Here is a 24,081-nt window from a genome sequence, read left to right on the forward strand (position 1 = left end):
GACGGCAGGCCGTCGGGCCCGGCCTTACTTCGGCGCCGGATCGTAAGCCACGCGAAACCCCGTGTGCCCGGCGGAAGTATCCCTGGGCCGCCCTGTGCGGGCCGCGATCCGGTAGCGATAGCAATAGCTTCGATGGCACAGGTATGAGCCGCCTTTCAGCGTGTGCTCCCGATCCGAAACCGCCTGTCGATCCCTCGCCTTGCCGGCGCTCGACAACGACCTGACGCGGAACGGATCCGCGCACCACTCCCAGACGTTGCCGCTACAGTTGTAGAGGCCCGCCGAATTCGGCGCGAACGCATCGACCCGCACCGTTCCAAAGGAGCGGTCGCCGCCGCTATACCGATCGGGAAAACGGCCTTGCCAGATGTTGCAGTAGATCGCGTCTTCCGCCGGCTCCTCGTCTCCCCAGGGAAAGCGTCGGGCACCGGGGCCGCCTCGCGCCGCATGCTCCCATTCGGCCTCGGTCGGCAAACGCCCTCCGCACCAGCTGGCAAACGCGGCCGCGTCGTTCCAGGAAACATGGATGACCGGATGCATGCCGCGCCCGTCAAGCGACGAAGACGGCCCTTCCGGTGCGGCCCAGTACGCCCCCGGCACCGACCGCCACCAGGGCACGTGCGCCGGCGCCTCGGCAACGCAGTCCGGTTCGAGAAAGGCGTCGAACACGTAGCTCCATCCGAATCGCTCGGCATCCGTTTGATATCCGGTCGCCGAGACGAACGCCGCGAATCGCTCGTTCGTCACGGCATGCCGATCGATACCGAACGACCTCAGATGCACCTTCCGACGCGGCCCCTCGCCATCCGCCTTGATGACCGGCGCATCGGTGCCCACCCAACTGGCCCCGCCGTCGAACCAGACGGCGCTTTCTCCCCACGCACGCACATTCGCCGGCGCCGCATGCACCAGCCGCTCGGGCTCGGACACCGGGGCCGCAACACCTTCACATGAATTTTCACGCCGCGGCGCGCAACACGCGCGCGCGCCAGCGACCGGTCGATCCGATTCGCTCAAGTCCGTTCTCCTTCATCGGCGTCATTTATCCGATTGGATAAATATTCGCCGCGAGCACGCCCGCGGTCAAGCCGAAAAAATCGACGCAGCCCGCGGAGGAAGAAAATGGCTCGGCGGCAATCGAATGCGACAACCCGTCAACCGCCAGGCAATCTCGATGCGACGTCCACGCCGCACACTTTCGACGCCCGTCGCCTTCATCAAACGGCCGACCGTGCACCGCGCGACCTTCACACCGTCGCACAGCAACGGATGCCAGACCTTGCGCACGCCGACTACGCCATGGCGCTCGTACCGGACCGACGTGACGAGGGCCTTCAGCGCAGCACCTTGAAAGGACATGACGCACTCTGCTTTCAATGGCAAAACGGCACCCGCGTAACGATCGTCGGCCAGTGGCACTTCGTTGCCCGCAACGACTCGGGCATCGCGGCGTTCGTCGCGCAGGTCATCCACGATCTCTGACCGTCACAGGCGGACACTGACAGTTCCGACAGGGGCGCCGCGACGCCTCTTCCACCCGCTTCGCGCCACCGGCACAATGCCGCTCATGCGCCAAGACAACGCCTTTGTTTACCCATCCGCCGGCCCCATCGGCCGCCTCGTCAACCGGCTCGTCGCGAGCCGCCCGCTGCTGCGCACACGCCGCGCGCTGCTGTCGCGCCTGCCGTTTCTGCAGCTCGCGAGCGAGGTCGAGAACGTCGTGTACTGCACGTGGCTCGTCGACGTCACCGCGGTCGCCCACCTCGTGCCGCGCGGCGTCACGCTCGCGAGCCGCGACGGCCGCACGCCGTTCACGGTCCTCACCTATGCACACCGCCATTTCGGCCCGCGTATCGCGGGCCCGCTGCGACGCGTATTCCCGTCGCCGCTGCAAAGCAACTGGCGGCTTTACGTCGATGCGCTGCCGGGCGGTAGGCCGGCCGATCGCACGGTGCTGTTCGTCAAGAACGTGTTCGACCATCCGCTCTATGCGCTCGGCAGCCGGCTCTTCAGCGACGCGCTGCCGTCGCATCTTGCCGAGCGCTTCACGCATGCCGCGCAGGACGGGCGGTATCGAACGCTGCTGTCCGGCGGCAGAGGAAGCGCGCCCGATTTCCACTGCTCGGCGGCCCTGTCGGACGACTACACGCTGCCCGCGGCGTTCGCGCCTTTCTTCGAAAGCTGGCGCAACGCCATCGCTTACCTCTCGCTGCAGCACGCGGCCGTCGCGCATGTCGCGGACTGCGACGGCCTCGCCCATGCGTCGATCGACCTGCCGATCGACATCGACGCCGTTCGGCCGCTGAAGCCTGTCGAACCGATCGGCGGCGGCGAGTTCCTCACGCGCATCGGCGCGACCGGCGAACCGATGTGCTTCGTCGTCCCCGATGTCGCGTTCAAGGTATTGTCGGAACGGGTGTTGTAGCGCCCTGCTCAACCCGTGCGCCACGCGTGCGCGGGTTCGCTCCCGTCGCCCTCGTCCGCGAGCCGCCCCGCATAATCCCGCACGAACTGCGCGGCGATCCGCCCCGACCGAGCCCCCCGTTCCAGCGCCCACTGCAGCGCCGGTTCGCGCGCCGCACGAATCTGCTCCGCATCGAACCCGGCCTCGCGCAGCCGGCTGTCGACAACAGCCAGATACGCGTCCTGCGTGAACCCGTAGAACGTCACCCAGATCCCGAATCGCTCGGACAACGAAATCTTCTCCTCCACCGCGTCGCCGGGATGCAGCTCGCCGTTCTCCGCGCGCGACACATTCGCGTTGTCGCTCACCTGCTCGGGCATCAGGTGGCGGCGGTTCGACGTCGCGTACACGAGCACGTTCGACAGGTCGCTCGCGACCGAGCCGTCGAGCACCGTCTTCAGTTCCTTGTAGCCGGTCTCGCCCGCCTCGAACGACAGGTCGTCGCAGAACACGATGTATCGTTCGGACCGCGCCCGCACCAGCTCGACGATCGCCGGCAGATCGCTCAACTGCTCCTTGCCGACTTCGATCAGCCGCAGCCCGTGCGGCGCGAACGCGTGCACGCACGCCTTCACGATCGACGACTTCCCGGTGCCGCGCGCGCCGGTCAACAGCACGTGATTCGCCGCGAAGCCGCGCACGAATTGCCGCGTGTTCCGTTCGACGATCGCCACCTGTCGCTCGACGTTGCGCAGCGCATCGAACGCGATGAGCGCGGGCGCCGCGATCGGTTCGAGCGGCGCCGCTCGCGGCCCGCCATCGAAGCCGCGCCAGCGGAATGCAACGGCCGCGTCGAAGTCGACGGGTGCCGGCTGGCCGGTGCCTGCCAGCGCCTCGAGCGCGGTGGCAATCCGTTCGAGCTGATACGCGAGCCCCGGGCCGTCGACGGCTGCACGCACGTCCGGCAGCGCGCCCATCAGGTTCTGCAAATCGCGGTCGCCGCTCATTGCCGCACGCCTTGCGATGCACTCGCCTGGAACGGGAAGCGCTGCCCGATCGCGACGCCGACGAGCGCGATGCCGCCGCCGATCAGGTGATACAGCTTCAGCGATTCGCCGAGCAGCACGATCGCGCCGCCGGCCGTCATCACCGGCAACAGGTTCATGAACATCGCGCAACGGCTCGGGCCGAGCAGCCGCACGCCCTGCATCCACAGATACGGCAGCACCACCGACGCCAGCACGCCCGCATACAGGATCAGCGGCACGCTCGCACGCGTCGGCCACGCCGCCTGCGCGGGCAAGCGCAGCAGCATCGGCACCATGAAGACGAGCGCGGCAAGCGCCTGCACGTAGGTCGACTGCCACGCCGGCAGCGCACCGATACGCCAGCGCTTGAGCAGCACACCGTACAGCGCATAGGCGGCCGACGCGGCCAGCATCAGCAGGTCGCCCGTGTGCACGCCGCGCGCGGCGATCGTCGTCGGGTGCCCCTCGGCGATCAGGTAGACCACGCCCGCGAGCGACAGCACCCCGCCGCCCACCATGCCCGCGCCCGGCACATCGCCGAGCAGCAGCGAGCTGAGCAGCATCGTCATCAGCGGCACGAGCGCCGTGATGATCGCCATGTTGGTTGCGCTCGTCGTTTTCGCGGCCTCGTAGGACAGGCTCTGGAACAGCGCCATCGCGAGAAAGCCGAGCACCGCGAGCTTCGGCAGGTGCGCGACGAGCACCGCGCGATTGCGCCACGCGGAGCGCAGCGTGAACACGCTCATCAGCGCGACGGCGAGCAGCAGCCGGTAGAAGGTGATCGCCGACGGGTCGATCGTCGACGCCGACAGCTTCGACACGACCACGTTGCCGGCCCACAGCGCGATCGCGCAGAAGGGAAACAGAAAAGGAGACTTGTTCATCGCATTCGACGGATTAATATCCTGACAGGGGGCTGGCGTGGATGGGAACGCCATCGTGCCCGCCCGCCCAACTGCCTGTCTCACGCCAAAATGTCACGACTTGTCGCCAATCGGACACTCGAGTCCACTCCGCCCGGTGCCCACCTGCGCTTCGAATCGACGCCGATGCCCGTATCGGCGATGGCGGCGACGTACGCGCACGGCACGTCGATCGCGCCGCACCGGCATCGCCGCGCGCAGTTGCTCTATGCGATCGAGGGCGTGATGCACGTGCAGTCCGAAGGCGCGTCGTGGGTCGTGCCGCCGACGCGCGGCGTGTGGCTCGAAGCCGGTCTCGACCACACGGTGCAGATGAGCGGCGACGTGCAGATGCGCACCGTGTTCGTCGAACCGGGCGCGGTCGAGCACCTGCCCGCGCGGAGCTGCGTCGTGGAAGTGCATCCGCTGCTGCGCGAGCTGATCCTCGCCGCAGTGGACGTGCCGCTCGACTATGCGCCGGGCTCGCGCCACGATCACCTGATACACCTGCTGCTCGCCGAGGTGACGGTCGCGCCGCTGCTGCCGCTGTACCTGCCGTGGCCGCACGACCCGCGCCTGCGCACGATCTGCGACGCGCTCGTCGCCGCGCCCGACGACACGCGCACGATCGCAGAATGGGGCGACCTGCTCGGCCTGTCGGTCCGTACGCTGCATCGCGCGTTCCAGCGCGAGACGGGGCTCAGCTTCCGCCGCTGGCGCGAACAGGCGCGGCTGCTGCTCGCGCTCAAGCGTCTCGCGCACGGCGAGAAGGTGCTGACCGTCGCGATGGATCACGGCTACAGCAGCCAGAGCGCGTTTTCCGCGATGTTCAAGCGACATTTCGGCGTGTCGCCGTCGGCGTTCTATGCGTAGCGCATATCTCGCCCCCCGCTACCGCGCCGCGATCCCCGCGATGAAAAACACGCACGCGGCGGCCGACGCCACCGTGCGCACGTGATTCCACATCGTCCAGTCGTGCACGTAGCGCGTCCACAGCGCCGCGCCCTGCGCGGTCGACGGATCGGCCGCGGCGAGCGCATCGTTGAGCGGCACGTTGACGGCCATCGTCACCGCGAACATCCCGAACACGTACAGCACGCCGCCGGCGACGGCCAGCATCGCGCCCGGCTGCTCGCGATTGAACAGCGCGAGCACGACCAGTGCGAGCGCCATCAGCGTCGTGACAAGGAACAGCGGCATGAACGGCGAACGCACGATGTCGACGTTGATCGCGTTCATCGCGGCCACGCCGGCCTGCGGCGCGATCCGTCCGAGCGACGTCATCACGAACGTCGAGAACGCGAAATACACGCCGGCCATCAGCCCGCAGCCGATGGCCGAGCCCCACAGCAAGGCGGCGGTCGCGAACGCGATCATGATCGTGCGCTCCACACGCCGGTGGCGGCCGTCGCGCGCGCATAGTCGGTGAAATCGCGCGCCGGCCGCCCGAGCGTCTCTTCGATGCCGTGCGTCACCGCGCTGTTGCGCCCGTCGAGCACCACGCTGAACAGATCGTCGAGCAGCGCGACGACCGGTTCCGGCACGCCGACCTCGCGCAGTCCAGCGACGAACGCATCGGCCGGAATCTCGCGATAGACGACCGGCCGGCCCGCGGCCCGCGCGATTTCGGCGACCGCTTCGGCGAACGTCAGCGCGCGCGGGCCCGTGACCTCGATCACGCGGTTCGCGAAGCGCGCGTCGGTGAGCGCGGCCACCGCGACGTCCGCGATGTCGTCCGCGTCGACGAACGGCTCGCGCACCGCGCCGGCCGGCAGCGCGACTTCACCGGCCAGCACGCCGTCGATCAGGTAGCCCTCGGAGAAGTTCTGGTTGAACCAGCTCGCGCGCACCACGCCCCAATCCACGCCCGACGCCTGCAGCACAGCCTCGGCGGCCTGCGCGCGGGGCTCGCCGCGCCCGGACAGCAGCACCACGCGCTCGACGCCGCTTTTCCGCGCAAGCCGCGAGAATGCGGCGATCGCGTCCACCGCGCCTTCGACGGCCAGGTCGGGCTGGTAGGTCACGTACGCGGCCGATACGCCGTCGAGTGCGGCCGGCCACGTGTCGGGCGCCGTCCAGTCGAAGCGGACGGCCGACGTGCGCGACACGGGCCGGGTCGCGATGCCGCGCGCACGCAGCCGGGCATCGACGCGGGCGCCCGTCTTGCCCGAACCGCCGACGATGAGGGTGGGAAGTGCCGACATGACCGTCTCCTTTGACCAAAATACGAGAATGTCTCGCGTTTAAAAAACACGATAGACTCTCGCATTAGCACGGTCAAGTTTTTCTGGAGGCGGCATGGGCCGACAAAAATCGGGGCAGAACGACGGGCCTGCCGCAACTGCAGACACGGCGGATACGCCGGCACGTGCACGCCTGGTGCCGACGCAGCAGCGCAGCCGCGAGCGGTTCGAGCGCATCCTCGCATGCGCGTCGGAGGTGATGATCGAGAAAGGCTGCGATGCGTTCCGGATGAGCGACATCGTCGAACGCACGGGCATCTCGTTCGGCTCGCTGTACCAGTACTTTCCGGACAAGGCGGCCGTAATCGGCACGCTCGCGGAGCGCTACAACGAAGCCGGCCACGTCTGCGTGCGACGCGACCTCGCGACGATGAAGACGCTCGACGACCTGCACGCCACGCTCGCCCGCATCACGGACAGCTACTACCGGATGTTCGTCGACGAGCCGCTGATGCGCGACATCTGGCGGGCCACGCAGGCCGACCGCGCGTTGCAGGCACTCGACCGGGCAGACGGGGAATTCCTGGCGGGGTTGTTCGCGGATGCGCTGGGCGAAGTGGCGCCCGATATCCCGCATGCGCAACGAAGCGCATTCGCCGAGCTGATGATGATCCAGATCGCGGCGGCCGTGCGCCATGCGATCACGCTGCCGCCGAAGGCGGCGCGCGTGATTCTTGTGATGTTCAAGCGGACATTGCCGCAAGATTTATCGATGCTTGATGGCTAGGATGTGCTCGACTCTTCAAGTCGAGACATTCCGATTCATCACTCGAAATTAAATATTCGTTAATACGATTACAAAATCCATCACCGCGCAATCCGAGACCCTGACGCTCGAATCCCTGATTTTCCATCCTGATCGACTCGATAACCCGCTGCTCCCGAGAGTGCGGGTCTTTCACCGCTCGTGCGGGCAATCTACTTCGTGACACGATGCGCGTTTCGCCTTGGTGAACGCCCCTGGGCTTTATTCAGCGCCCCGGCGACCAAACGCCACCGCAGTCAACAAAGCGCATGATGGTTAACCGAAATCGATAATTCAACAAAGTGTCGACGATTAATGGAATCGATTTCAGCAAATAATTCAGATCACCAACCCCTTTGACCGTTTACTTTCCGATTTTTCTTCCGCTAAGCTTACGGCACGTTTTCAAACCCACCAAGTCGATCACCCAATTCAAAAACCCAAGCGATTTGAATTAAATCGATCGATTATTGATCATTTCCTTGAATCTAATGAGATGGAATAAATCCATAAAGACCGGCAAGCCATCATGTGATTGACCGGGCTCTCCGTGCGTCGCCCGGCGACCCGTGCCCGTCGCCCCGACCACGTCTCTTTGGCATCGCGATTCAGGTTGCGCGGGCCGGGCCCGATCCCAGGGCCCGGCCCGCGCAGCACCTCTATCGCGGACTTCACACTCACACTCTTGCGAGCGCTGACGATGGACGACTTTTGCCGCGCGAACCTGCCCCCTGCCGAAGACTGGCCGACGTTCGTCTTTGACTTGCCGGGGCTGCAGTTCCCGCCGTTTCTCAATTGTGCCGCCGCGCTGCTGGATACCGCAGTCGAGGAACGGGGCTGGGGCGATCGCGTTGCGATCAGGACCGAGTCGGGCATCACGTGGTCGTATCGCGATTTGCGCGATGCCGGTAACCGGATCGCGAACATGCTGGTCCGCGATGCGGGCCTGGTGGCCGGCAATCGGGTGCTGTTGCACGGCGCCAACCACCCGATGCTGGCCGCCGCATGGTTCGGCGTGGTCAAGGCCGGCGGCGTGGCCGTCGCGACGATGCCGAAGCTGCGCGCGGGAGAACTGGCGCCCATCATCGGGCGAGCCCGGGTCACGCACGTCATCTGCGAAGCCGGGCTCTCGGCCGAGCTCGACGCGGCGATGGCACGCACGCAGTGGCACGGCGACGTTCGGCGCTACGAGACGGACGACATGCATCCGCATGCGCGCTGGCTCGACGGATACTCGGCGGCATTCGCAGCCGCCGATACGCGCGCGGACGATCCTTGTCTCATCGCATTCACGTCGGGGACGACCGGGGAACCGAAGGCCACGGTTCATTTTCATCGCGACGTGATGGCGGCCTGCCACTGCTTTCCGCAGCACGTGCTCAAGCCCACGGCCGATGATGTCTTCTGCGGGTCGCCGCCGCTCGCGTTTACGTTCGGCCTCGGCGCGCTGCTGCTGTTTCCGATCAGTGTCGGCGCAAGCGTCGTGCTGTTGCAGAAAGCGAACCCGGAACGACTGCTGGCCGCCGTCGGCCGCCATCGGGTCAGCATCCTGTTTACGGCGCCGGCGGCCTATCGGGCCATGCTCGACCATCTCGACGGGCACGATGCGTCGTCCCTGCGCAAATGCGTGTCGGCGGGTGAAGCGCTCCCGTCGTGGACGCGCGACGCATGGCAGGCGCGCACCGGCCTGCACCTGATCGACGGAATCGGGGCGACCGAGATGCTGCATATCTTCGCGTCCACGGCCGACACCGGCGCAAAGGACGGCGCGATCGGCAAGGCGGTGCCCGGTTACCGCCTCGCCGTCGTGGACGAGCACGGCCAACGCCTGCCGCCCTACGAAATCGGTTATCTGGCCGTGCAGGGGCCGACCGGGTGCCGCTACCTGAATGACGCGCGGCAACGCGACTACGTCAAGCACGGCTGGAACCTGACGGGCGACAGCGCTTACCTCGATGAGGATGGCTATCTGTTCTATCAGGCGCGCGCCGACGACATGATCATCAGCTCCGGTTACACGGTATCCCCCGGCGAAGTGGAGCAGGCGCTGCTGCGCCATCCCGCTATCGCCGAGTGCGCCGTCGTCGGACAGATCGACGAACGGGGCGGCACGCTCATCTGCGCGCATGTGGTGCTGCGGCCGGGCGTCGATGGCTCGGAGGGGTTGACGACGCAACTGCAGCAGCACGTCAAGAGCGTGATTGCGCCGTACAAATGTCCGCATCGGATGACCTATCACGCCGGCGGCCTGCCGCGTAACGAATCGGGCAAATTGCGCCGCGCCGTGCTCCGGCAGGCCGGTCATGGCGCGACGCATCCCCTGAATCAAACCGTCCAGAACGAGCACGCCCTATGAAAATTCTCGGAGCCGCGGTGGCCATTCCGGACCCCGCGACCACCGCGCAATCCTGTGCCAACGATTACGCGATCAACGCCGCCAGGCAGGCGCTGCGGCAAGCCGGTTGCCTGCCGTCGGAACTGGATCTGATCGTCAGCCTGTCGATTTCGCCCAGCAGGATGGCGGACTCGCCAACGATCGCCGGGCCGCGGCTCGCGCACCCGGTGCAGCGCGACCTGCGTGCGCGGCATGCGGCCGTGTTCGATCTGCTCGACGCGGACTGGACGCTCGCACTCGATCTCGCGCAAAGCCATTGCAAGCAGCTCGGCTACCGGCGCGCGCTCGTCGTTCGCGCGGAGGCACTTGCGGACGTCGAACAGGCGGCCACGAGCGGCTTCGCCGACGGCGCGGGTGCGATCGTCCTGACGCCTGACGGCCAGCAGCGCGACCATCCGTGCCGCTACGCGGATCTCGACGCGCCCCCGTTCGCGACGCTCGACGCCCTTCCCCCGCGACGCGCGAACGGCGTCCTGTCACTGGCCCGCTTCGAGAGCCGGTTCAATCCCGCAACCGGTCGATTCGACGCTGAACCGGCCCATGCGGCCACCGTGGTGCGCACGATGGTCGACGCGATGCAGAGCCGCGGCGACCGGCGCGCCACTCCGCTGTTCTGCGAATCGTGGTTGAGCGGATGGCCATCGATCGCCATCGACGTGGGCCGCGATTTCCACGTCGATGTCGTCGCCGGTTCGACGGACATCCCGAACCCGTTCCAGTTGCCGGCGTGGCTCTCGTCCCGCGTCGCCCATTCGATGTCGTTGCGTGACGATGAACGTACGGTGGTCGCCATGACGCTGGATCCGTTCAGGCCGCGCATTGCCTGCAGCACGATGGAGGTCTGATAGTGCACAACGTCCGAATCGCAAGTCTCGCCTGCCGCCTGCCGGCACGCCAGGTGCCCAACGACGATCCCGTCTTCGCGGGCGTCGAGCCCATTCCGTCGGAATGGTGGCAATTCTGGGGCATCGAATCGCGCTACATGATCGATCCCGCCGCCGGCGAATCCGAGCTTGCGCTCGCCGAACGCACGGCCCGCGACGCGCTTGCCCGTGCCGGCGTGGAGGCCGCCGACCTCGATCTGGTGCTGTTCAACATGACGTCGCCGTTCGTCTCGCTCGCGGACGGCCGGCGCCGTTTCGCGCCGCGCCTGGCACGCACGCTGCGCGACCGGCTCGGCGCCACGCGCGCGCTCGACGCCGATGTCGAGATGGAATGCGCGAGCTTCGTGCTGCAACTGCAGATCGCCGCCAACCTCATCAAGCAGGGACGGGTGAAGCGTGCGCTGGTGTGCTCGTCGGAGCGCATGTCGGCGGTGGTCGACTACACCAGCAAATCGTCGACGAACTTCGGTGACGGCGCGGCCGCGGCCGTGCTCGTCGCCGAGCTAGCCGATCCCGACGGCGCCGACTGGCTGGATGCCGCGTATCGCAGCGATGCCACGCACTATGACCTCGTGACGATGCAGTGGCGTCACGCGCACGCCGCGACGGACGATGACGCCGTAACCGACGCCGACAACCCGTTCGGCGTGTATTTCACGCTCAAGCCCGAAGCGCAGGAAGCAATCGCCCGCTTCATGCCCGTGGCCATTCCCGATATCGTCGAGCAGCTGTTGCAGCGGAGCGGAACCCGCGTCGCCGATGTCGACGCGATGGTGTTCCATCAGCCGTCGGCGCTGCTCGTGCGCGCATGGGCACAACGGCTCGGGCTCAAGCCCGACCAATACGTGATTCGCGTGGCCGACTGCGCGTGCCTCGTGTCGGCCGCCGTGCCGTTTGCCCTGTACGAGTCGATCCGCGAAGGCGTGATCCGGCCGGGATCGTTGGTCGTGATTTCCGGGGCCGGCGCAGGCTGGGGCTTCGGCGCGCAATTGTGGCGCTGGGGCGAAACCGTCGTGACCGATGCGGGCGACGCCGTCGCCGCCGTGACGGAGCAGGAGGTGCAGGCATGACCGCCCGACTTGTCATCGCCGGAATGGGCCACGCGCTGCCCGACCGGATCGTCGGCAACGACGAAGTCGCCGGCATGATCGACACCAGCGACGCGTTCATTCGCGAACGCACCGGCGTCGTGGCGCGACGCTATCTCGCGCCCGATCAGGATCTGGCGGATCTCGCCTGCCCGGCCGCGGAGCGGGCGATGGCCGACGCCGGCGTCGCGGCGCACGACGTCGACCTGCTGATCGTCAATACGCTGTCGCCGGATCATCACGATCCGTCGCAGGCGTGCTACATCCAGCCCCGGCTCGGCTTGCGGGAGATTCCGTGCTTCGATATCCGCGCGCAATGCAGCGGCGGGCTCTACGGGATCGAGATCGCGCGCCATTTCCTCGCGAGCGGCCTGTATCGCAACGTGCTGCTGATCTGCGCCGAGGCTCTGTCGCGGCGAATCGACACCAGCAATGCGGGCCGCAACCTGTCGATCCTGCTGAGCGACGGCGCCGCCGCGCTGCTGCTGCAAGCGACGGACCACCCGGCGCACGGGCTGATCGACCTGACGCTCGGCGCCGACGGCACCCGGTTCGACCTGCTCAGCACCGAAGCGCCCGGCGCGCGACGCCCACGCTTCATCGACGAAGACGACATCGCGGCCGGCCGGCACCATTTCCGGATGAAAGGCGGCCCGATGTTCGAAGATGCCACGCGGCGCATCGTCGACGCGTGCCGGCAGATGCTCGACAAGCACCGGCTGACGCTGTCGGATATCGGCCTGGTCGTACCGCACCAGCCGAACCTGCGCATCCTCGACGCGGTCATCGGGCAACTCGGGCTGCCCCGCGAGCGGTGCATGATTTCCGTCGATCAGCTGGGCAACATGGCCAGTGCGGCGTTTCCGGTCGCGCTCGCCCTCGCGCGCGAGCAAGGCCGCATGCCGGCCGGGCAGCTCAACCTCCTCGTGACCTACGGTGCGGGCGCGACGTGGGCCTGCGCGCTCTATCGGAGCTGAACGACATGCTGAACGCTTCCACGGGATGGATCGAGCCGCGGCTGGCCGTCGCCGGCACGGCCGACGTGCCGCTGTACGTGATCGTCAACGACGAAGCCGCGACGCTGATCGAGGGCGGCCTGAGCGGCATGACGGAGCTCGTGTGGCAGCAGCTTCACGACCTGCTGCGGGACTTCGGCGGCATCCGGCATTTGCGCTACTGGCTGATCACCCACTCGCACTATGATCATTGCAGCCTGCTGATGACGCTCAAGTCGCGCATGCCGTGGCTTCATGTATCCGGTTCTCCCGACGCGTTCGATGCGTTCCAGAGCCCGTCGGCCTGCCGAACCATTCGTCAGCTCGACACGCACGCGTCGCGGTCTTGGCAGCTCGCAGTCGACGCGGAATTCACCGAGTTGTCCGACCTGCCGTTCTACCCGGTCAATCCGGGCACGCAGCTCGACATCGGCGCCGGGATGCAGATTCGCACGATCGCGCTGCCGGGCCACAGCCGTTGCCAGTTCGGCTACTACTGCCCGCAGCTGGACATCGGTTTCGTGTCGGATGCGCTCGGCGAGTTTCACGGCGCCACCCATTGGCTGCCGCTGGTCTTTCAGGACCTGTTCGCCTATCGGCACTCGCTGCACGTCATCGAGCAACTGCAACCGCCGCGGCTCGCCTTGGGACACCACGGCATCCTCGCCGGCGAGTTCGCCCGCTCGGCCGTCCGGCACGCACGCGCATGCCTCGATGCGCGCGAGGCCGACGCGCGGGCGGTACGCGGCAACGCCGCCGCCACGCACGAGCTGGCCCATCACTGGACTGCACGTTATGCGGCAAGGAGCGAACGGGTGGTACCGCATTTCCTGCATCTCAAAAGCATGATGCACATGATCGACCTGTTCCATCGCGCCGAATAGCCGCCTTCGGATTCCCGCCGCAGCCACGCGTGGGCGCCGCCCCGGCGCCGGGCCGCTGCTCGCTGTTTTCATTCCTCTTGCGACGACAACATGACCACTGCGATTTTGCCGACCACGCTTAGCGAACTGCTTCAGAACCGGGCCGCCGCACTCGGCGACAAGACCGCCTACGTGTTCCTGAGCGGCCCGCCCGAACAGGAACAGCCCGAATCGATGACCTTCGCGGAACTCGACGCACGCGCTCGCCGGGTCGCTGCGCTGCTGCGGCAGAACGCGATCGACATCGGCGACCGGGTCCTGCTGCTGTGCCGGCCGGGGCTCGACTACGTCAGCGCCTTCATGGGGTGCCTGTATGCGGGCGCCATCGCCGTTCCCGCCTACCCGCCGCGCAACCGGCAGCATATGGTGCGGATCGCCGGCATCGTCGAGAACGCGGGCGCGAACACGATTCTGTGTTCGGCCGAGGACCATGCGCGCTGCGCGACCTGGCTCGCCGATACCGACGCATCCGGCAGCACGCTGCTCGACGTCGGGGGCGCGCAGGTGCTGGATCCCTTGCATTCGCCCGCCAGCGTGCAGCCCTCCCAGATCGCCTTTCTGCAATACACGTCGGGAACCACGGGCAGCCCCAAGGGCGTGATGGTGTCGCACGGCAACCTGATGCACAACCTGGGGCTGATGCGCGAATGGCTCGCCTATGACGAGCAGAGCACGATCGTCAGCTGGCTGCCGCCCTACCACGACATGGGCCTGATCAGCGTGATCCTGACGTCGCTCTACGGCGGCTTCCGGAGCGTGCTGATGGCCCCGGAACGCTTCATCCAGCATCCGTACCTGTGGTTGCGTGCGATCAGCCAGTACCGGGCGGATCTGACCGGCGCGCCGGATTTCGCCTACCGGATGTGCTGCCGGCGGATCTCCGACGAGCAGCTGGCGACACTCGACCTGTCGTGCCTGCGGGTCGCCTACAACGGCGCTGAGTCGGTGCGCGCCAGCACCCTGACCGATTTCGCGCAGCGCTTCGCCGCCGCGGGTTTCGCCGCCGACGGTTTTCTGCCGTGCTACGGGCTGGCGGAGGGCACGCTGTACGTCGCCGGTCGCACGGAGCGGCATCCGATCCGGACGCTATGCGTCGACCAGGCCGCCCTCCAGCAACAATCCGTGGTGCTGCGCGGCGAATGCCTGGGCGTGTCGCAGCAGCCGCTGGATCGTCCGGGCGAACGGGTCCTGGTCAGCGTGGGCCGCACGGACGGCGAACAGCACGTGATCGTGCGCGACCTGGAGACGAACGAGCGTTGCGCCGATCGGACCATCGGCGAAATCTGCGTGGCCGGCCCGAGCGTCGCCGCCGGGTACTGGCGTCTGGACGAACAGACGCATTCGACCTTCCGGCACAGTCTGGCGGGCCATCGGGATCAGGTGTTCATGCGCACCGGCGATCTCGGCTTCATTCTGGACAACGAGCTTTACGTCACCGGCCGGCTCAAGGACATGGTGATCCTCGCCGGCCGCAACTACTACTCGGAAGACATCGAGTACGCGCTGATCGTCGGCGTGCCGGAACTCGTGCCGAACGGTTGCGCGGCCTTCATGGACGACCAGGTCGACGCGGAGCGCCTGATCGTCGTCGCGGAAGTCGAGCGCACGCAGCGCAAGGGCAATCTCGACAGCTTCATCGACGCGATTCGCCAGGCCATCTGGAACCGCCTCGACATCGGCCCGAGCGCGATCGTGCTGGTGTCGCCCGGCAGCGTGCCGAAAACGTCGAGCGGCAAGGTACGCCGCAGCACGTGCCGCACGCAACTGCACGACGGCGCGCTGACGATCCTCGCGCAGTGGGACGTCGAGGGCGGCGCACCGACACCCGCGCCCGATCGCCGGCAGCCCGCATATCCGGCAGCCGTGGCCGACCAGCCGGCAGCCAACGATCACCGGCGCGTCGACAGCGCCACCGTCGACGAACTGAACGACTGGCTCAGGCACTACGCCCGCACGCGGATCGATTCGCGAACCATCGACGAGCGTCGCACCATTCCGCCGCACGTCGTGCTCGATTTCGGGAATCGGGGCCTGCTCGGCATGCCGATCGACCGTTCGCATGGCGGTCTCGGCCTCGGCCAGCGCGACATGTCCCGCGTGCTGGCGCAGTTGGCGGCGATCGATTCGACCCTGGCTTTCTTCGTTGCCCTGAACAACACGCTCGGGATCCTGCCGATCATGCAGTATGCGCAGCCGCCATTGCGCGAGGCATTGCTGCCGAGCCTCGCGAGCGGACGGATGCTGGCCGCATTCGCGATCACGGAGCCGGGCGCGGGCTCGCATGTGCGTGCGATTGCCTCCCGCGCACGGCGCCTCGATTCCGGCGACTGGCTAGTCACGGGAAACAAGCGCTGGAGCGGCTCATCCGCATGGGCGGGAATCATCAACGTATTCGCGAAGCAGGCCGACGGTGCCGGCATGGTCGGTCTGGCGGTGCGCCCCGGCACGCCGGGCGTGCGGATCGGCGCCGAAGAACTGACGATGGGCGTGCGCGGCATGATCCAGAATTCTCTCCATCTGGATCAGGCACGAATCAGCGACGCATACCGGCTCGGCGACGTCGGGCAAGGGATGGCCGTCGCTCAGCATGCGATGAACATCGCGCGCCTTGGCATCGCCTCCGTCTGCGTGGGCGGAATGAAGCGCTGTGCGCAGCTGATGCATCGCTACGGCGCGCGGCGCCAGATCGGCACCGGCCTGCTGCTGGACAACCCGCTGAGCCGCCTGCGCCTGGGCGAGCTGCGCGACCGCATCGACGGGCTCAACGCGCTGGTCGAGCACCTGGCGACCGAACTGGACCTCGGCGTCGCGCTGCCAGAAGACTGCCTCCTGATCGCGAAGACGCTCGGCTCCGAGCTGCTGTCGCAATCCGCGGACGAGATGATGCAGTTCCTGGGTGGCCGGGGGTATATCGAAAGCAACCTCGCACCGCAGATTTTCCGGGACGCGCGCCTGACCCGCATCTTCGAGGGGCCGACCGAAACCCTGCTGGTTCACCTGGGCAGCCGCCTGCTCAACGGCGGCGACGATTTGCCGCGTTATCTCGAGGGTGCGCTGAGCGCCGGTGCGCTGGCCAGGGAACTGCGCGAGCTGGGCGCACGGCTGGCGCAGGACGGGCTCGTCAATGCGCCGAAACTCGACGGCGCCGCGCATGCCGCCGTCTGGGTCAATTACTGGCTCGGCACGATCGCGCAATGGGGATTGCTGCTGGCCGTGATCGAACGCGCGGCTGCGCAGCAGCGTATCGACGACGGCACGCTGCGCTGGGCGCAGCGCCAGTACGAACTCGCGATCGAGGCGGCGCAACGGCAGGTCGGCCGGCGATCCGCGTTGCCCACGACAGCGGAATTGAACGACTGGGCCGCGCGCACCGGGTTCGAGATCGGCTCGATCGAGCAAACGATCCCGGGCGCCAGCCAACTCGTCGACCCGTTGCTGGACGCCAATGCCGGCGCGCCCGACGCGCCCGCCGGCGACGACGCCGGTTCGGCCGCAACCCCGACCGTGAACGAACCGGCGAGCCTACTCGAGCGTCAGCAGATTCATGCCGTCGAACAATGGCTCATCGCGTGGCTGGGCGAGCGCCTCAAGCACCGCAAGCTTCGATTGACGCGCGAGTCGACGTTCGCCGAAATCGGCTTCGACTCGATCCTCGCCGTCGAAATGACGATCGTACTCAGCGAGACGTTCAGCGTGACTGTCGATCCGTCCGCGGTCTGGGACTACCCGTCCATTCGCGCGCTGGCCGCTCACCTCGCGCCGCGGACTCACGGCGCCGCGCCGGCGGTTGCCGCGGCGCACGCCGATCCGGATGCATCGTCACCCATTGCAGCCCAACCTTCGACCCTGTGAGACCGTCCACTATGCACGCCCGATTCAACCTTGGCGATTCCACCGCCGCACTGGCCCGGCAGCTCGAACACTATCTCGACGCCTATCCCGACGAAACACGCACGTTGCTCGGCCTGTCGGCCGGCACCCCGATCGGCGTCGAGGTACTCGACATGGAACTGCCGGTCAAGCTCGAGCAACACACCCACGCGGCCACGCTGCGCATCGGCCGGCACGACGCCCAGCGCGTGATGGCCTACACGCGCAGTTGCAACTGGGCGAACGGCATCGTGCTCGTGCCGACGCTGGCGCGCCTGGTGTTTGCCGGCGCGTTCCGCGGCCTGCGGGCCGGAGCGCCCCGCTCGATGCGCGCGTTCGCCACGTCCCGCCAGCCCGACCCGACCCGTAACCTGGGGATTCTGTGGGGCGCCCTCAACCTGTTGAGCCTGGCCGGCTGGCTGACCCTTGATCGCGGTGACGAAGACGCCGAATATGCGCTCACCCCGGCCGGCGAATATGTCGTCGCGTGCGTGGAGCGCGCCCGCCCGCTGTTCGAGCAACTGGCGAATGCCACGTCGGTGCTCCAGCATCTGCACGCCCTGTGTCACCGAACGCGCATGGCGGCTGAAGACAGCGTGCTGTACGCGCAGCTCGCGCGTATCTGCATAGCGGGTTGGCCGGAGCTTCCGCTCCCGGCCACCGATCTGGAGCGCCAGGTAAATGGACAGTTGCGCACGGCGATGGACGGCCTGTTGCTCGGCCCGACCTGGGTCGCACTCGACATGCCGGTGTTCGAACGGCAGCCGGATGGCCAGTACTCGCAATCGGCGCCCGGCATCCTCGGCAAGCTCGACGGTCAGCCCGACGGGGTCGCGGTCGGCGCTTGGACACAAGCCGATCCTGTCGTGCTGCACGCGGCGTGGTCGTTGATGTGCAAGTTCGGCATGGCGGAAACCGATCGGGAAAAGGTGCGCCTCACCGAGTCGGGCCGGATTCATCGTCCGATTGCAGCCCCTTACGCGGGGTTGCCCGCGTCCTATCTGCGTTCGTATGCGTTGCTCGACGAGCTCCTGTTCGGCAATCCCGATCCGCTCGATATCGATAGCGACGGCCACATCGATCGCGTGATGAACGTATATGCGTCGAGCGGTGCCGGGTCCGGGCCGGCGTCGCAGGAAATCACGACGAAAATCCTGCGCGCGTTGTTCGACGACACACCGCTGGACCGCCAGCCGGCCGGCATTGCCGACATGGGCTGCGGCGACGGCAGCGCGCTGAAGCGCCTGGCGGAATACGTCATCACGTCGACGCAGCGTGGCCGGCACCTCGCGGATTATCCGCTGCTCGTGATCGGTGCGGACTACAACGAATCCGCGCGCGGCCGCGCGGCCGCCACGCTGTCTGCGCTGAGGGACGTCTCCGGCGTGCAGGTCCGCGTGATCGCCGCCGACATTTCCCGGCCCGACCGCTACGACGAAGCCGTGGCCGAAAGCGGCCCGACCGTCAGGCAGCCGGACGGCAGCGTGCGCCCGGCGCGACTGAGCGACTTGTTGCATACCTTCATGTTCCTGGTCCACAACCGCCGGTTGAGCATTCGTCGCAAGGACGCCGCCGAAGCGATCCTCGAGCGCCATCTGCGCACCGTCGATCGCACACGCCTGCGCGCGGTTGTCGATCAGCACTATGCGGGCGTCCTGACGGTATCGGATCAGGCCGAGCTGCCGATCGCGCTCGACCCGATCAAGCGGGCGTTCAAGGTGGCATATAGCGATGCGGAAGGCCTCGTTCCCGGTTACGTGGCGGCGGCGGATCTCATCGATTTCCTGACCCGCTGGAAGCCCCACGCAAAGCACGGCTTTCTCATCGTGGAAGGGCATAGCCCGTGGGCGGAGAATCTTTGCGCGCGTGCGCCGGGCGGGCCGGACACGTGGTTGCGCACCGAGCAGCTTCCGTCGGTGTTCAACTGGGGCATGCATTTCGTGTCGCGTCAATTCATGGCGCCGTTCAACGAATTCACGCTTGCGTTGACCCTGGCCGGCCTGCGCCCCGACAGCCCGATTCACGGGCGGATTCATCCGGAGGGGTTCCCGGGGCCGGATCTGCTTGACGATTATCGTTTCTTCAGTATCGCAAACTATGTTGCCGATACCGGCACGAATCGCTAGCGCGGTGGCGGCACGTCAGGTCGACGCGCCGCGGCCCTCGAATTTCCGTTCGAGGGCCACTTCCTGCTCCCTGCTCCCTCTCGGGTGCGTCGGGCGCCACGGTGGCCGGCGCCCGATCACGCGGCGCCGGCCCGTGCCGGTCAGCGCTTCGCCGGCACCGGCGGCTCGCCCGCCGTCGTCGCGCTGCGCGCCCAGTCGGCGAACTCGGTGTCGTAGCGATTGCCGATGTACGCGACATAGTTTGCGTAGCCATCGTAATCGCCCGCCCGGAAGCGGGACACGATGGTGTCGACGTCCGCGCGATGGCGCTCGAACATGAAGCGCGTCGCCATGTAGCCCCACCGGTACGCGCGCGTGACGTAGTCGCTCGACGCGTAACGCGTGCCGAGCACGTCCGAGAACCGGTACGCGCCCGTGCGCACCGCGTCGATCGACTCCGGGTTGTCGTTCTTTCTCGACAGATACTCGGCGACGCCTTCGATCCACCACACGGTCGGCTTCGCGGTGCCCACCGAGAAGTCGCCCGCCATGTCGTAGCGGCCGTCGAGATAGTGCGTGAACTCGTGCTCGAGGTTCCACACCTTGAACTCCGGCCGCAGCCACGATGCCTCGTGCGCGATGAAGCGCGCCTGATTGCCGGGCGCGGACGGATCGCCGCCATTCGGACGCGACGGACACGCCCACCCCGGTTGCGCCGCGCGGCCGTCATGTCGGAGACGGGGCCCGACGGCCCCGGCCCCGACCATCCTTAACGCACCACGTTGATCCGGCCGCGCGAGTCCGCGAAGCAACCGATGCCGGGCCCGCAAGCGCGCGCGTTGATCGGGAACTCGCCAAGCTTGACGGCGCGAACCGAAAAGACCGGCTGGAACAGCACGACCCCGCCATTCGTATAGCCCGTAAAGTTGACGACACCGAACGGCTCGGAGTAGAGCGACATGGGCACGTTTCCGATCTGCGCCGTCGATACCCACAGGTGGACCGGCAAATCGGTGAATTGGAGGACATGAGCCAGGATCCCCGGCACGATGATCGTGATGCCCTGGTCGTTGGCGATCGCCTTCGCGGTCGCGGTCCCGCCGGCCTTCGCGGCGCGGGCGACCTCGGCCGGCATCGGGGCGGTGCTGCGGCACAGCGCGAAATCGAGGACCCGCTCGTCGATCGTCACGTCCGACTCGTCGGTCACATCGACCGCGCCGCGTTGCGCGCATTGCTGCTGCCGATGCCGCGTCGTCTCGGCCGACTGCTCGCCGCGCACGAAGCTCACGCGGCCCGGCGCGACCTGCTTCAGCACCTGTTCGACGACGACCGTCCTGCGCGCATCGGCGGGATCCGTGGTGCGGATCGAACGATAGATCTTGGTCACGCCGGCGGCATTGCCGACCGCCTGGTAATTGACGATCTCGTCCTGAGCCTTGGCGGGCGCGACGCCGTCCGCCTGCTGTGCATGAGCGGAAAGCGCGGCAACGGCCGTCGCCACTGCGATAACCCAAGCTTTGCGTTGCATGTATCCATCCTGAAGTGAGAGTGGAAACCACGCGCCCCTCATTGCCGACGGGCGCGCACCGCGGCGCCGTGGTCCGGACGACCGCGCCCCGCCGATTCGCACCGGCCTTTCACGTCCTTGAAAGCGAATAGGCGAACGACATCCGCACGATCAGAAACCGTGCTTTAATGGGTGGGATGGCAATGGATCGATTTTCAGAAAACCAGCGCAAAAATGGGCGTTGTTGCATAAATTGGACATGGGACGAGGCAAGGCCTATGTTCATGATTTCAAGTAATACGAACGGATTGCGGGCGCGCGAGGTCCGCCATGCGGTTGATCACGCCCACGCGAATGGCAATCTCAGTCGCCTGCGAGTCGATACGCAGTGCCCACAGGCAGTTACCCGTGAGCGTCTTGAAGCGATACATCGCGTTCTCCGCAAGCGAGCGTCGATGGTAGCCGCAGCCCTTCTTCCATTCGTGGCGGCCAACTCGGGCGATCGCATCGACCGCGCCGTTGCGCCATGTCGCCCCCGACGTCCTTGCCGGCCAATGAACTGCGCCCTCGCGTGGCGGAAGCGACGATGGCCGAACAGCGGCGGTTTTTTGAAGCCCCTCGTTTATTGCCACTTTATTTTCTCTCGATTGTTTTTAGGCAACCAAGATATAATATACACACTGAAACGTCAATTTAATCGATATGAAAGATATTCACCTTAATTGGTTTAATTATTTAACGATTAAAATCGATTTTCTAAATAATTCAACCGGCGGACAGAATTCGGCGAGCCACTTCCCTGAATGAAAAACGCGGGTGGCGAACCGCACCGGATGAACGACACCATCCGGCACGACTCGCCACCCGCGTTGAAGCTTTTCCAGCCCTCTGCTTACTTGCTGTAGTCGTACACCCCACGCCCGGTCTTCCGCCCGAGCCTGCCAGCCGTCACCATCTCGCGCAGCAGCGGGCATGCGCGATACTTCGGATCGCCGAAGTCCTTCACGAACACGTCCATCACCGCGAGGCACACGTCGAGGCCGACGAGGTCGGCCAGCGCGAGCGGCCCGATCGGGTGGTTCGCGCCGAGCTTCATCCCGGCGTCGATCTCCTCGGCCGACGCGATGCCTTCCGCCAGCACGAAGAACGCCTCGTTGATCATCGGCACGAGAATCCGGTTCACGACGAAGCCCGGCGAATTGCGCACGCCGATCGGCGACTTGTCGAAACGCTCGGTCAGCTCGCGCACCGCCGACGCGGTCGCGTCGCTCGTCTGCAGCCCGCGGATGATCTCGACGAGCGGCATCAGCGGCACCGGGTTGAAGAAGTGCATGCCGACGAAGCGCGCCGGATCGGCAAGCGGCGCCGCGAGCGCGGTGATCGAGATCGACGACGTGTTGGTCGCGATGATCGCTTCGGGCCGCGCGACGGCCTCGATCTGCTTCAGGATGCGCCCCTTCAGCTCGACGTTCTCGGTCGCGGCTTCGATCACGATATCGGCCGCTGCGAGCTTCGCGTAGTCGGTCGACGTCGTGATGCGCGCCAACGCCGCATCGCGCGTGGCGGCGTCGAGCTTGTCCTTCGACACGAGCCGCTCGAGGCTGCCCTTCAGCGTCGCGATGCCCTTTTCGAGCGCCGCGTCGCTGACGTCGATCATCACGACGTTGAGACCCGCAACGGCGGCGGTCTGCGCAATGCCGTTGCCCATGGTTCCGGCGCCCACGACGCCGACAATTTCGATGGCCATGAAATTTCCTGTGTGTTCGGGTGCTGAGCGTTCGATTATCAGATGTTCTCGAAGATCGCAGCAATCCCCTGGCCGCCGCCGATACACATCGTCACGAGCGCGTAACGCCCGCCGATGCGCTTCAATTCGTACAGCGCCTTGACCGTGATCAGTGCACCGGTCGCGCCGATCGGGTGACCGAGCGAGATACCCGAGCCGTTCGGGTTGACCTTCGCCGGATCGAGGCCGAGCTCCTGCGTGACGGCGCACGCCTGGGCCGCGAACGCCTCGTTCGCCTCGATCACGTCGAGATCGCTGATCTTCAGGCCCGCGCGTTCGAGCGCCTTCTGCGTGGCCGGCACCGGGCCGATGCCCATGTACGCCGGATCGACACCCGCGTGCGCATACGCAACGAGGCGGGCGAGCGGCTTCACGCCCTGCGCGCGCGCGGCGTCCGCGCTCATCATCAGCACGGCCGCGGCCGCATCGTTGATGCCCGACGCGTTGCCGGCCGTCACGGTGCCGTTCTCCTTCGCGAACACCGGGCGCAGCTTCGTGAAATCGTCCGCGCTTGCGTCGTGACGCACGTGCTCGTCGGTGTCGAACGCAACCTCGCCCTTCTTCGTGCGGATCGAGATCGGCAGGATCTGATCCTTGAAGCGCCCTTCCGCGATCGCGCGCGCCGCGCGACGATGCGATTCGAGCGCCAGCGCATCCTGCGCGTCGCGCGAGATGCCGTACTTCGCCGCGACGTTCTCTGCCGTCACGCCCATGTGGATCGTCTGGAACGGGTCGTGCAGCGCGCCGAGCATCATGTCGACGAGCTTGCCGTCACCCATGCGCTGGCCGAAGCGCACGGCCGGCACGGTGTACGGGGCGCGGCTCATGCTTTCCGAGCCGCCGCCGATCGCGATGTCGGCGTCGCCGAGCATGATCGTCTGCGCGGCCGACACGATCGCCTGCAGGCCCGAACCGCACAGGCGGTTCACGGTCAGCGCGGGCGTGTGCTGCGCCACGCCGCCGTTGATCGCCGCGACACGCGCAAGATACATGTCCTTCGGCTCGGTGTTCACGACGTGGCCGAACACGACATGCCCGACTGCGTCGCCCGACACGTTCGCACGCGACAGCACTTCGGCAACCACCTTCGCACCGAGGTCGGTCGGCGAGAAATCCTTCAGGCTGCCGCCGAAATCACCGATCGCGGTACGGACACCGCTCACCACCACGACTTCTTTCGCTGCATTGCTCATCGTCTCACTCCGG

Annotated in this window: 18 protein-coding genes and 3 pseudogenes; 10 read left to right on the forward strand and 11 right to left on the reverse strand. The window is 66.8% G+C overall.

The window, feature by feature from the left end; genetic code table 11:
* Positions 1-24: 24 nt before the first annotated feature.
* Positions 25-1,017 (reverse strand): formylglycine-generating enzyme family protein, encoded by a 993-nt coding sequence (locus F3J15_RS01240; RefSeq protein ID WP_166886743.1) that lies wholly within the window; start codon positions 1,015-1,017, stop codon positions 25-27.
* 156 nt (positions 1,018-1,173) lie between these two features.
* Positions 1,174-1,296 (reverse strand): annotated as a pseudogene (locus F3J15_RS37655) (IS3 family transposase); the annotation flags it as partial.
* Positions 1,297-1,558: 262 nt separating this feature from the next.
* On the opposite strand from F3J15_RS37655, the gene F3J15_RS01250 reads away from it, so the two are divergent.
* Positions 1,559-2,425, forward strand: coding sequence for a DUF2071 domain-containing protein (locus tag F3J15_RS01250; protein ID WP_166886749.1), 867 nt, complete (start codon positions 1,559-1,561; stop codon positions 2,423-2,425).
* A gap of 8 nt (positions 2,426-2,433) precedes the next feature.
* Here F3J15_RS01250 and F3J15_RS01255 read toward each other — a convergent pair whose 3' ends face one another.
* On the reverse strand, positions 2,434-3,381 hold the full coding sequence (locus F3J15_RS01255) for an ATP-binding protein (RefSeq protein WP_205190643.1): 948 nt from the start codon (positions 3,379-3,381) through the stop codon (positions 2,434-2,436).
* 26 nt (positions 3,382-3,407) lie between these two features.
* On the reverse strand, positions 3,408-4,316 hold the full coding sequence (locus tag F3J15_RS01260) for a DMT family transporter (RefSeq protein WP_166886755.1): 909 nt from the start codon (positions 4,314-4,316) through the stop codon (positions 3,408-3,410).
* Positions 4,317-4,406: 90 nt separating this feature from the next.
* On the opposite strand from F3J15_RS01260, the gene F3J15_RS01265 reads away from it, so the two are divergent.
* Positions 4,407-5,207 carry a helix-turn-helix transcriptional regulator gene (locus F3J15_RS01265; protein WP_166886758.1) on the forward strand — a complete coding sequence of 267 codons (801 nt, stop codon included), beginning with the start codon at positions 4,407-4,409 and terminating at the stop codon, positions 5,205-5,207.
* A gap of 18 nt (positions 5,208-5,225) precedes the next feature.
* On the opposite strand, the gene F3J15_RS01270 is transcribed toward F3J15_RS01265, so the two are convergent.
* Positions 5,226-5,711, reverse strand: a complete 486-nt coding sequence (locus tag F3J15_RS01270) for an anthrone oxygenase family protein (protein ID WP_166886761.1) — start codon at positions 5,709-5,711, stop codon at positions 5,226-5,228.
* Positions 5,708-6,538: an NAD(P)H-binding protein gene (locus tag F3J15_RS01275; protein WP_166886764.1), complete on the reverse strand. Its 831-nt coding sequence runs from the start codon at positions 6,536-6,538 to the stop codon at positions 5,708-5,710. Before F3J15_RS01275 ends, F3J15_RS01270 begins: the two co-directional genes overlap by 4 nt.
* Positions 6,539-6,632: 94 nt before the next feature.
* Here F3J15_RS01275 and F3J15_RS01280 point away from each other — a divergent pair, with 94 nt between their 5' ends.
* From F3J15_RS01280 to F3J15_RS01315, 8 genes are all read left to right on the forward strand, one after another.
* Positions 6,633-7,304, forward strand: coding sequence for a TetR/AcrR family transcriptional regulator (locus F3J15_RS01280; protein ID WP_166886767.1), 672 nt, complete (start codon positions 6,633-6,635; stop codon positions 7,302-7,304).
* A gap of 718 nt (positions 7,305-8,022) precedes the next feature.
* Positions 8,023-9,678: an AMP-binding protein gene (locus F3J15_RS01285; RefSeq protein ID WP_069250186.1), complete on the forward strand. Its 1,656-nt coding sequence runs from the start codon at positions 8,023-8,025 to the stop codon at positions 9,676-9,678.
* Positions 9,675-10,562: a hypothetical protein gene (locus F3J15_RS01290; RefSeq protein WP_069250185.1), complete on the forward strand. Its 888-nt coding sequence runs from the start codon at positions 9,675-9,677 to the stop codon at positions 10,560-10,562. The genes F3J15_RS01285 and F3J15_RS01290 overlap by 4 nt, the downstream gene beginning before the upstream one ends.
* Positions 10,562-11,671 (forward strand): 3-oxoacyl-ACP synthase III family protein, encoded by a 1,110-nt coding sequence (locus F3J15_RS01295; RefSeq protein ID WP_166887180.1) that lies wholly within the window; start codon positions 10,562-10,564, stop codon positions 11,669-11,671. The genes F3J15_RS01290 and F3J15_RS01295 overlap by 1 nt, the downstream gene beginning before the upstream one ends.
* Positions 11,668-12,666, forward strand: coding sequence for a ketoacyl-ACP synthase III (locus F3J15_RS01300; protein ID WP_069250183.1), 999 nt, complete (start codon positions 11,668-11,670; stop codon positions 12,664-12,666). Before F3J15_RS01295 ends, F3J15_RS01300 begins: the two co-directional genes overlap by 4 nt.
* 5 nt (positions 12,667-12,671) lie before the next feature.
* Complete coding sequence (locus F3J15_RS01305) at positions 12,672-13,568, forward strand: MBL fold metallo-hydrolase (protein WP_166886770.1); 897 nt, start codon at positions 12,672-12,674, stop codon at positions 13,566-13,568.
* 90 nt (positions 13,569-13,658) lie between these two features.
* Complete coding sequence (locus F3J15_RS01310) at positions 13,659-17,459, forward strand: AMP-binding protein (protein ID WP_166886773.1); 3,801 nt, start codon at positions 13,659-13,661, stop codon at positions 17,457-17,459.
* Between the two features lie 11 nt (positions 17,460-17,470).
* Positions 17,471-19,603, forward strand: coding sequence for a class I SAM-dependent methyltransferase (locus tag F3J15_RS01315; protein ID WP_166887182.1), 2,133 nt, complete (start codon positions 17,471-17,473; stop codon positions 19,601-19,603).
* A gap of 140 nt (positions 19,604-19,743) precedes the next feature.
* Here the strand turns inward: F3J15_RS01315 and F3J15_RS01320 are convergent.
* From F3J15_RS01320 to bktB, 5 genes and pseudogenes are all read right to left on the reverse strand, one after another.
* Positions 19,744-20,259, reverse strand: a pseudogene (locus tag F3J15_RS01320) (collagenase); the annotation flags it as partial.
* 92 nt (positions 20,260-20,351) lie between these two features.
* The gene (locus tag F3J15_RS01325; RefSeq protein ID WP_166886775.1) at positions 20,352-21,152 is read right to left on the reverse strand and encodes a hypothetical protein; all 801 of its coding nucleotides are present in this window, start codon (positions 21,150-21,152) and stop codon (positions 20,352-20,354) included.
* 227 nt (positions 21,153-21,379) lie between these two features.
* A pseudogene (locus F3J15_RS01330) lies at positions 21,380-21,673 on the reverse strand (IS5/IS1182 family transposase); the annotation flags it as partial.
* A gap of 308 nt (positions 21,674-21,981) precedes the next feature.
* Entirely contained in the window at positions 21,982-22,836 is an 855-nt protein-coding gene (locus F3J15_RS01335; protein ID WP_089429495.1) for a 3-hydroxybutyryl-CoA dehydrogenase, read from the reverse strand.
* 38 nt (positions 22,837-22,874) lie between these two features.
* Complete coding sequence (bktB, locus tag F3J15_RS01340; protein WP_166886778.1) at positions 22,875-24,068, reverse strand: beta-ketothiolase BktB; 1,194 nt, start codon at positions 24,066-24,068, stop codon at positions 22,875-22,877.
* Positions 24,069-24,081 lie beyond the last annotated feature (13 nt).

This window comes from Burkholderia sp. Ap-955, assembly GCF_011753045.1.
GTDB classification, from domain to species: Bacteria; Pseudomonadota; Gammaproteobacteria; order Burkholderiales; family Burkholderiaceae; genus Burkholderia; species Burkholderia lata_D.